This is a genomic window from Dietzia sp. SYD-A1 (assembly GCF_015356725.1).
Taxonomy (GTDB): Bacteria; Actinomycetota; Actinomycetes; order Mycobacteriales; family Mycobacteriaceae; genus Dietzia.
In genome coordinates this window covers 1-6,423 of the sequence record NZ_JADDKI010000249.1, presented here as the reverse complement: position 1 = coordinate 6,423, position 6,423 = coordinate 1, and the positions used below count along the sequence as shown (strand labels likewise).

The following is a 6,423-nucleotide window of genomic DNA, read 5'->3' as shown; positions in this document are numbered from 1 at the left end:
CCGGGAGGACGGCCCTCGTCACCGGCGCCAGCCGGGGGATCGGCCTGGGGATCGCGCGGCGCCTGCTGTCCGAGGGGGCGTCCGTGGTGATCACCGCCCGCGGGCAGGAGGGGCTCGACGAGGCGGTCGCCGAGTTGGGTGCCCCGGAACGGGTGCTCGCGGTCGCGGGCAAGTCCGACGACGAGGACCACCAGCGCGAGGTGGTGGCCCGGGCCGAGCAGACCTTCGGGCCCGTGGACCTGCTGGTCAACAACACCGGCATCAACCCGGTGTTCGGTCGGACAATCGACGTGGACCTGGCGGCCGCTCGCAAGATCACCGAAGTCAATGCGCTGGGCACGTTGGCGTGGACGCAGAAGGTCTATCACTCGGGGCTCGAGGAGCGGGGCGGGGCGGTGGTCAACGTGGCCTCGATCGCGGGCCTGGCGCCCTCGCCGGGGATCGGGTGGTACGGCGCCACCAAGGCGCTGGTGATGCGACTGACGCAGGAACTGGCGGTGGAGGTCGGCCCGGCGGTCCGCGTCAACGCCGTGGCGCCGGGCGTGGTCAAGACCCGCTTCGCCGAGGCGCTCTACTCCGGCCGCGAGGAGCAGATGTCCGCCGCGTTGCCCGCGGGCCGGCTGGGGGTCCCCGACGACATCGCCGGCCCCGTGTCGTTCCTGCTCTCCGACGACGCCCACTGGATCACCGGGCAGACGATCGTCGTGGACGGCGGGGCGCACATCGTCGGCGCGGGATTGCAGGGCTGACATGGCCTCGATACAGGAGTTCTGTGCCTCGACGGGCCGCTCGCTCGAGGCGAGCCCCCCGATGGCGGTCGCGGCGCAACCGTTGACCTGGGTGGACAACGCGCCGTGGCAGCGGATCGAGTCGCCGGAGCCGTCGGCCGTGATCTACGTCGATCCGGGAGCGCACCGCGACGGGTTCTCGCCCAACGCCGTGGCCACCTGTGCCCGCGTCGCGCCCGCCATGTCCACCGACGACGCGGTGACGATGATCGTGGCCACCGCGGAGGTGCTCGCCGACTGGACACTGCTGGAGGAGGTCGCGGGCGAGGGCGACGAGGACGCCGGCGCGGTGCGCAGCGTCTACCGCTTCGTCCGCGGGACCTACTCCGCCGAGCCCGGCGAGATGGCCACCTCGAGCCTGATCGTGGGATGGAGCGACGACGAGGCGACCTACGTCTTCCAGTTCGTCGTGACCGGGTGGCGCGAGGACGCGGGCCTGCACGACTCGGCGATGGACTGCCTGATGATCGGCGAGTGGACGGCCGGACAGATCGTCGGCGCCATGCGGGGTTGACGGCCTCCGGCGGACGCGGCGGGCCCCGCTAGGGTGGGCGGGTCAGGAGTCGGGTTGACAGGAAGGCGGGACCGCCGGTGCAGCTTCGCGAGTTGAGCGTGACGGGGGCGTGGGAGATCACCCCCCGCCGGATCTCCGATGACCGCGGGGTCTTCCACGAGGCGTTCACCGACGCGGCCTTCCGCCGCCTGACAGGGCACCGCTTCGACCTCGCCCAGGTCAACGTGTCGGTCTCGGGCGAGGGGGTCCTGCGCGGTCTGCACTACGCCGAGGTGCCGCCCGGCCAGGCGAAGTACGTCATGTGCCCGTCCGGAACGGTGTTCGACGTGGTGGTGGACGTGCGGGTGGGGTCGCCGACCTTCGGGGAGTGGTCAGGGGTCATCCTCGACTCGGAGGACCAGCGTGCGGTGTACGTCCCCGAGGGCGTGGCGCACGGATTCCTCTCCCTCGAGCCGCAGTCCACGGTGATGTACCTGTGCTCGGAGGGCTGGCGACCGGGCGCCGAGCACGGGGTGGACGCCTTCGATCCCCACCTCGCCGTCGACTGGCCCTCCGTGGCGCTCGACGGCACCCCGATCACGCACGTGATGAGCGGGAAGGACCGTGACGCGCCGAGTCTGCTCGACGCCGCGGCCGCCGGGCGCCTGCCGCGGTGGGAGGACTGTGAGGCGCACGTGGAGCGTCTGCGGGAGGCCACCGCGCGGGTGGACGAGGAGTGGCGCCCGAACGCGGATTGACATACCCTAGGGGGTATCGAACGACGCCCTGTCGGGTCGAGAATCCCCGTGAAGGAGGACGCCATGTGTTATCCGGTCACCTGTTCCGTCTGCGGCAAGACCACCTGGGACGGCTGTGGTCAGCACGTCGACCAGGTCAAGGCGGCCGTGCCCGTCGAGAAGTGGTGCGACGGGGAGCACCCGGCCGCGGCCCGGTAGTCCCGGCGAGGCGGCCCAGGGGTGCCGCGGTCCCGACCTCCATCGGGGGCGTCGGTCCCCACTCCCGCGCCACGGACCCGTCCGGCGGGGTAGAACCGGGTGACACGCACTCGTCGTCCCTCCCGGAGGCCCCAGTGAGCACCCCGTACGTCCTCGTCGAGCGCAGCGGCCCGATCGCGCGCGTGACCCTCGACCGGCCCGATCGCCGCAACCCCCTGTCGTTGCGGATGATGCGCGAGGCCACTGCCGCCATCCGCGACCTCGGTGACGACCCGTCGTGCGGCGTGGTGGTGGTGACGGGGTCGGGCCCGGCGCTGTCCGCCGGGCACGAGATCGGCGAGATGATCAACCGCACCCTGGACGAGGAGCGCGAGGTCTTCGACACCTGCGTCGAGCTCATGGAGTCGATCCAGGCCATCCGCCAGCCCGTGATCGCGGAGGTGCAGGGCCACGCCATCGCCGCCGGGTGTCAGCTCGTGGCGACCTGCGACCTCGCCGTGGCCGTCGACACCGCGAGGTTCGGCACCCCGGGCGTGAGGATCGGCCTGTTCTGCTCGACCCCCATGGTGGCGGTCTCGCGGAACATCGGCCGCAAACGCGCGCTCCAGATGCTCCTGACCGGCGAGACGATCGACGCCGCCACCGCGGTCGAGTGGGGCCTGGTCAACGCCGCGGTACCCGCAGACCGGCTCCGGGCCCGTGTGGACGAGCTCGCCACCCGGATCGCCGTCGCCAGCCCGCTCACGCTGGAGATCGGGAAGCAGGCCTTCTACCGCCAGATCGATCTACCCCAGGACGAGGCGTACCGCGAGATGGCCGAGACGATGGCCACCAACGCGATGACGTGCGACGCCCAGGAGGGCATGTCCGCGTTCCTGGACAAGCGCACCCCGCAGTGGCGTGGGGAGTGAGGCGGAGGGGTGAGCAGACGCCGGGCAGGCGCGTCCGGCGGCTCGCGGTCGCCGGGATCGGTGCGATGACCTCGTGGATCGTGGGTGTGACGGCGCCCTACTAGGATCTGCGGCATGGCGATCCGGGTGATGACGGTCTGTACCGGCAACATGTGTCGGTCACCGCTGGCCGAGCGCCTGCTCGCCGCGCGCGCCGCCCGAGCGGGTCTCGACGTGGTGGTGGAGTCCGCCGGGACGAGGGCGGTCAACGGCGTGGAGATCCACCCCGAGACCCGCCGGGTGCTCGAGGCGTATGGCGGGAGCGCGGAGGGTTTCGGCGCCCGGCTCCTGTCGCCACGAGTGCTCGGGGGTCACGATCTGGTCCTCACCGCCACGCGCGCCCACCGCGACGCCGTCCAGGAGATGGCGCCGCTGCTGTGGAAGAGGACCTACACGTTGCTGGAGGCGGCCCATCTGGCCGACACGGACCGGGCTCTGACGCTCCGGGGCCTGTCGCGGGCCCGCCTCGGCGTGGACACCGACGATCCGGCGTGGGACATCGAGGACCCGATCGGCCGCCAGCCGGAGGTCTTCGACCGGACGGGGACGCAGATCAGCCACGCGGTCGACTCGATCGTCGATCTCCTGGGCCGCCGGGGGTGATGCCCGGTCAGGGGTCCAGGGGTTTACGCCTGTCCAGATCCCGAAGGAAATCAGGGTCGTCGTCCGGGGCGATCACGCGAGGCGGGGCCGGCCGTGAACCGGGCCCGAAGGCCCGCCACAGCAGAATCGCCACGGTCACCACTCCGATGAGTGCGAACAGCCAGATCACTCGAACCTCCTTTCCACCACGATACGTATCCTGGGGGTCATGAGCGAGCGAGACGAGTCAGCAATCCCGGCACAGGCGCCCGCCGGAACCAGTCCCGGCGCCCGCCTGGCCCGCAACATGATGTTCTACACGGTGTTGAGGCTGCTGATGGTCGTCGCACTGACCCTGATCGTCATCGGTATCGGCCGTCTCGCGGGCGTCGACGTGCCGGTCCTCGTCGCGGCGATCATCTCTGTGGTCATCGCGCTCCCGCTGTCGATGGTCCTGTTCACGCGCCTGCGCGCGGAGATCAACTCCGACATCTCGGCTGTGGACGCCAACCGTCGCGTCAAGCGGGACGACCTGCGACGTCGGATGGACGAGGCCTGAGCCCTACCGGGCCGACCCGAGTCGATGGACCGGCAGCCGTTCAGATCCGGACCGGCAGCCGTTCAGCTGACCGGAGCGGGCAGAGAGGGGAGCCACTCCGAGCCGAATGACCCGTTCGGGTCATGTGACCCCATCCATCCGAACGGCGGCCACCCGGAAGCCTGAGGCGGCGGGGGAGCGGCCGCGTCGGTTTCGGTCTCGGTCGGCACCGCGGTCGGCGCCGGCTCGTCGGATCCGGTGGTGGGTCGGCCGACCTGGTTCGCGGCCGTCGTCTCACCGGCGCCCGGGGTCGTGGTCTCGGTGTCCCCGGGTCCGGTGGGCGGGCTGGTGGGCGGGGTGGTCGGCGGCGTCGTCCCCTCGGGCGGGGTCGTCGGCCCATCCGGTGTGGTCTCCTCGGTGGGCTCGCCCGGACCGCTCTCGGTCGGCTCGGCCGGTTCCGTGGTGGGGTCGTCGTCGTCGAACCACGGATCCTGCCCACCGGCGTCCGTCCGCGGCTGGGCGGGAGTCCACTGGGTGGCCGTGGTGCCCGTCTCGGGCTGGCGGGGCGGTGCGTGGGTGCCCGTCTCGTCGTCGGCGACGTACAGCGCCCCCGGTGCGGGTTGCACACCGATGTAGTACCGGCTGAGGCAGTGGTCGGTGACACTCTGCGTGCCGTCGGTGAACACCGTCATTCCCGGTGTGCCGCCGTCGGCCTCGGTGGCGCACCGGGCGATGAAGCGGCCGGGCGGGGTGTCACGCTCGCTCGATTCGGCCGCGGAGGTGAGGTCGGTCGCAGAGGCGGATCGCGGGGCTTCGGAGAGAACCTGCGGTTCCGGCTGTGCGCACGACGCGGCTACCAGCGCGATCGCGCCGGCGGTCAGGAGCACCCGAGTTCGCATAACGATAGTGTCTCAGTTCTGTCAAAGGATGGCTACCGGTCGGGGCTGTGCGTCACGTCATCATCGGTCAGATCTCGGCCACCTGTCTCCGTACCGCCCCGATCGAGGCCAGGCAGGCGGCGAGAACCGCGGCCGCGACCCCGCCGACCCCCACGGTGATCAGATCGCTCACCGGCGGTGCGATGTTACCGGTGTTCTCGGATCCCACCATCGCGACCGCGCCGAGTCGGCCGAACGCCGTGCCGATGAGCACTCCCAGAGTCGAGGCGCTCGCCGCCACCAGTGCCGTCTCCAGGACGAGCATCCGCCAGACGCCGGCCCGGGTGACGCCCACGCCGCGGAGGAGGCCGATCTCGCGCGTCCGTTCCCGGATCGACAGCGTGAGCGTGTTGACCACCCCCACCAGGGCCAGCACCACCGCCACCGCGAGCAGCAGTGCACTGGACGTCAGGACGGTCCGGACGGATCCCGCGACCTGGTCCCGCGAGGCGAAGGTCTCGGTGACCGCCAGCGAGGGGTCGGCCTCCACGACCGCCGACCGCACCCGGTCGAGCGCCGTCTCGAGTCGCTCGCCTTCCAACCCGTCCTCCATCCGGAGCCACTGCTCGGTGCGGGGCACGAACTCCCGGGGTACCTCCAGGTCCTCCGGCCAGGGCGCTCCGTCCGGCGACAGCGGCAGGGGCCAGTCGGGCACACTGCCCGGGGCGGCGAGGGCCCACTGAGCGCTGGTGCGACGGACCACCAGGTCCCGCGTGTCGTCGTCGGTGAAGAACCGGAACCGGACGGTGTCCCCGTCACCTGCGCCCGCGGCCACGGGAGAGGACTCGGGCAGGACGATCTCGCCAGGGCCGGGAAGTGTGATCTCCCGGCGCATCACCTGCGCCACCCCGGCCGGGTCGGCCACGCGCAGGACCGTCCTTCTGCCCTCGTCGTCGCGGGCGTACATGTCGACGACGACGAGGGACTCCGCGACCCCGTCCATGCCCGCGAGTCGCTCGGGCAGCGCGCCGGGCAGGATCCCGTCGGGTGAGGTGACGGCGACGTCCAACGGGACGCGGTCGACCAGCCGCGACTCGATGGCGGGCCCCAGCAGGGCGATCCCGGTGACCATGGTCGAGGTGAGCGTCACCCCGACCAGTACGGCGGCCGAGGTGGCGGCCGTGCGGCGTGGGCTGCGCGCGGTGTTGCGGGCAGCGAGGAGGCCGACGGGGCCGAGG

At 71.8% G+C, this 6,423-nt stretch carries 10 protein-coding genes; 7 read left to right on the top strand and 3 right to left on the bottom strand.

Going from position 1 to position 6,423, the window contains the following annotated elements:
* The 6 genes from IY392_RS10855 to IY392_RS10835 all read left to right on the top strand — a co-directional run.
* Positions 1-749 (top strand): SDR family oxidoreductase (locus tag IY392_RS10855; protein ID WP_194861216.1); only part of this gene is annotated, 749 nt, incomplete at its 5' end.
* A 1-nt stretch (position 750) separates the two neighbouring features.
* The gene (locus IY392_RS10850) at positions 751-1,302 is read left to right on the top strand and encodes a hypothetical protein (protein WP_194861215.1); all 552 of its coding nucleotides are present in this window, start codon (positions 751-753) and stop codon (positions 1,300-1,302) included.
* Between the two features lie 77 nt (positions 1,303-1,379).
* Positions 1,380-2,039, top strand: a complete 660-nt coding sequence (rfbC, locus tag IY392_RS10845) for a dTDP-4-dehydrorhamnose 3,5-epimerase (protein ID WP_107758190.1) — start codon at positions 1,380-1,382, stop codon at positions 2,037-2,039.
* Between the two features lie 63 nt (positions 2,040-2,102).
* A complete protein-coding gene (locus IY392_RS19425) occupies positions 2,103-2,237 on the top strand; it encodes a hypothetical protein (RefSeq protein ID WP_255542058.1) in 135 nt (44 codons plus the stop codon).
* A 134-nt stretch (positions 2,238-2,371) separates the two neighbouring features.
* Positions 2,372-3,148, top strand: a complete 777-nt coding sequence (locus tag IY392_RS10840; protein ID WP_107757149.1) for an enoyl-CoA hydratase — start codon at positions 2,372-2,374, stop codon at positions 3,146-3,148.
* A gap of 114 nt (positions 3,149-3,262) precedes the next feature.
* On the top strand, positions 3,263-3,790 hold the full coding sequence (locus tag IY392_RS10835) for a protein-tyrosine-phosphatase (RefSeq protein WP_107757148.1): 528 nt from the start codon (positions 3,263-3,265) through the stop codon (positions 3,788-3,790).
* A gap of 7 nt (positions 3,791-3,797) precedes the next feature.
* Here the strand turns inward: IY392_RS10835 and IY392_RS10830 are convergent, their stop codons facing one another.
* A complete protein-coding gene (locus IY392_RS10830; protein ID WP_167457827.1) occupies positions 3,798-3,959 on the bottom strand; it encodes a hypothetical protein in 162 nt (53 codons plus the stop codon).
* A 39-nt stretch (positions 3,960-3,998) separates the two neighbouring features.
* Here IY392_RS10830 and IY392_RS10825 point away from each other — a divergent pair, with 39 nt between their 5' ends.
* Positions 3,999-4,328 carry a DUF4229 domain-containing protein gene (locus tag IY392_RS10825; RefSeq protein WP_107757147.1) on the top strand — a complete coding sequence of 110 codons (330 nt, stop codon included), beginning with the start codon at positions 3,999-4,001 and terminating at the stop codon, positions 4,326-4,328.
* A 62-nt stretch (positions 4,329-4,390) separates the two neighbouring features.
* Here the strand turns inward: IY392_RS10825 and IY392_RS10820 are convergent, their stop codons facing one another.
* On the bottom strand, positions 4,391-5,206 hold the full coding sequence (locus IY392_RS10820; protein ID WP_194861214.1) for a hypothetical protein: 816 nt from the start codon (positions 5,204-5,206) through the stop codon (positions 4,391-4,393).
* A 67-nt stretch (positions 5,207-5,273) separates the two neighbouring features.
* A partial coding sequence (locus tag IY392_RS10815; protein WP_194861213.1) for an ABC transporter permease occupies positions 5,274-6,423 on the bottom strand: 1,150 nt, incomplete at its 5' end.

Bases quoted from the DNA above. Each gene is read 5' to 3' on its own strand.
- IY392_RS19425 (WP_255542058.1), top strand. From the start codon at position 2,103: ATGTGTTATCCGGTCACCTGTTCCGTCTGCGGCAAGACCACCTGGGAC.
- IY392_RS10820 (WP_194861214.1), bottom strand. From the start codon at position 5,206: ATGCGAACTCGGGTGCTCCTGACCGCCGGCGCGATCGCGCTGGTAGCC.
- IY392_RS10835 (WP_107757148.1), top strand. From the start codon at position 3,263: ATGGCGATCCGGGTGATGACGGTCTGTACCGGCAACATGTGTCGGTCA.
- IY392_RS10825 (WP_107757147.1), top strand. From the start codon at position 3,999: ATGAGCGAGCGAGACGAGTCAGCAATCCCGGCACAGGCGCCCGCCGGA.
- IY392_RS10850 (WP_194861215.1), top strand. From the start codon at position 751: ATGGCCTCGATACAGGAGTTCTGTGCCTCGACGGGCCGCTCGCTCGAG.